Genomic DNA, 1,546 nt, shown 5'->3' on the forward strand with positions numbered 1-1,546 from the left:
TCCCCGTCCCCAACGACCGGGTGAAAGGAGCCGGCCCCGTCCCCGGGCCGGCTCCGCCATTTCTGGCTATGGCCGTTCGAAAACCTTCTTCAACCCCGCCTTGAAGCGCTTGCCGTTGGCGACATAATGCGCCGCCGAGCCGCGCAACCTTGCCACGGCCGCGTCGTCCAGCACCCTGATCGCCTTGGCGGGCGAGCCGACGATCAGCGAATTGTCCGGGAATTCCTTGCCCTCGGTAACCAGCGCACCGGCGCCGACCAGGCAATTCCTGCCGATTTTCGCGCCGTTCAGCACGATGGCGCCCATGCCGATCAGGCTGTTGTCGCCGATCGTGCAGCCATGCAGCAAGGCGCGGTGGCCGATCGTGCAGCCTTCGCCGATCGTCAGCGGGAAACCGGGATCGGTGTGCATGACCGTATGTTCCTGCACGTTGGTGTCGGCACCGATGACGATGGGCTCATTGTCGCCCCGGATGACGGCGCCGAACCAGAAGCCGGCATTGCGTCCGACCCTGACGTCGCCGATCAGCGTCGCATCGGGCGCGATCCAGTTCGAGTCCGCATCGGCGAAGCTGGGCTCTGTTCCATCGATCGCATAAAGCGGCATTCCTGGTCTCCGAATCGTCTCAAGCTGGCAGCTCGGACCCTAGGAGACGGACCGACCATGAGGCAATGGCAAGCACGACGACGCCCAGCGCCAAGGTCCACGCAATTGCCGTGCAGCCGCAGGACATCAGCGCCAACGTTGAAATGCGGCGCTGACGCCGGGCATCGATGGCGTCGTTGACCAGCATGAACGGTCCCGCACAGGCCGTGGCGAGCAGCGAGCGCAAGACATGTGACGGCGACACATAGGGTTCGGTGAAGGCGACCTTGCGGCCCGACACCAGTTCCATGGCCGATCCGGCCAGCCCGCAGGCCGTCAACCCGACGGCAAAAGCAAAGAGTGTGAGTTCCAGCGGTCCCATCTTAACTTTCCGTTTACCATGAAATTGCACAGTCGTTCCATGCAGGCTGCAAGAGCCATGCCGTGCGATGTGTGCCGCCCGGGGACACTGCAGGCGGACGGGCGGCCCGAGATCCGAGGACTGAGATGAAGCAGGCAGCGCTCGCCAACGAACTCACCGTGGTCGATTCCAGGCTGATGAAGCGGGTGCTCTACGGGTTCGCGGTGCTCGCCCTGTTGTCGGTGGCGATCAGCCTTGCCGGCAAATGGTTCGGCCATTCGATCGCCATGGCCGGATACACCGACGACGCAACAGCCCACCAGGTGGTGATCGGCAACAATGTCATCACGGTCCCGGCCAATGCCATCCGTTTCGCCCAGGCCCGGCGCGACGGCATCGCCTCGCGGCTCGACCTCTATCTGCGCTATCCCCAGATGGACGGCTACAGCGAGGCCGCGCGAGATGATTTCAACCATACGGGAACAGCCAAAAGCATCGTCTTCCTGTCCTTCGAACAGCAGATGATGTCGCGTGACATGAGCGGCCGCTTCGCGCCGATCTACAGCGCGCTGATCATCCGACCCGGCACTGCCGGGCCTG

Annotated in this window: 2 protein-coding genes and 1 pseudogene; 1 reads left to right on the forward strand and 2 read right to left on the reverse strand. The window is 63.8% G+C overall.

Annotated features, from left to right (window positions below; all coding sequences use genetic code 11):
- Window positions 1-66: 66 nt before the first annotated feature.
- Together EN994_RS30715 and EN994_RS30720 are read right to left on the reverse strand one after the other, a co-directional pair.
- Window positions 67-606, reverse strand: a complete 540-nt coding sequence (locus tag EN994_RS30715) for a gamma carbonic anhydrase family protein (RefSeq protein WP_024503875.1) — start codon at window positions 604-606, stop codon at window positions 67-69.
- Window positions 607-625: 19 nt separating this feature from the next.
- Window positions 626-967, reverse strand: a complete 342-nt coding sequence (locus EN994_RS30720) for a hypothetical protein (RefSeq protein WP_063168099.1) — start codon at window positions 965-967, stop codon at window positions 626-628.
- Window positions 968-1,092: 125 nt separating this feature from the next.
- Between EN994_RS30720 and EN994_RS30725 the strand changes: the two are divergent.
- A pseudogene (locus tag EN994_RS30725) lies at window positions 1,093-1,546 on the forward strand (hypothetical protein); the annotation flags it as partial.

This window comes from Mesorhizobium sp. M7A.F.Ca.CA.002.09.1.1, assembly GCF_003998555.1.
Taxonomy (GTDB): Bacteria; Pseudomonadota; Alphaproteobacteria; order Rhizobiales; family Rhizobiaceae; genus Mesorhizobium; species Mesorhizobium ciceri.

What these genes read in the sequence shown, in the direction of transcription:
- EN994_RS30715 (WP_024503875.1), bottom strand. Translation starts at nt 606, where the DNA reads ATGCCGCTTTATGCGATCGATGGAACAGAGCCCAGCTTCGCCGATGCG.
- EN994_RS30720 (WP_063168099.1), bottom strand. Translation starts at nt 967, where the DNA reads ATGGGACCGCTGGAACTCACACTCTTTGCTTTTGCCGTCGGGTTGACG.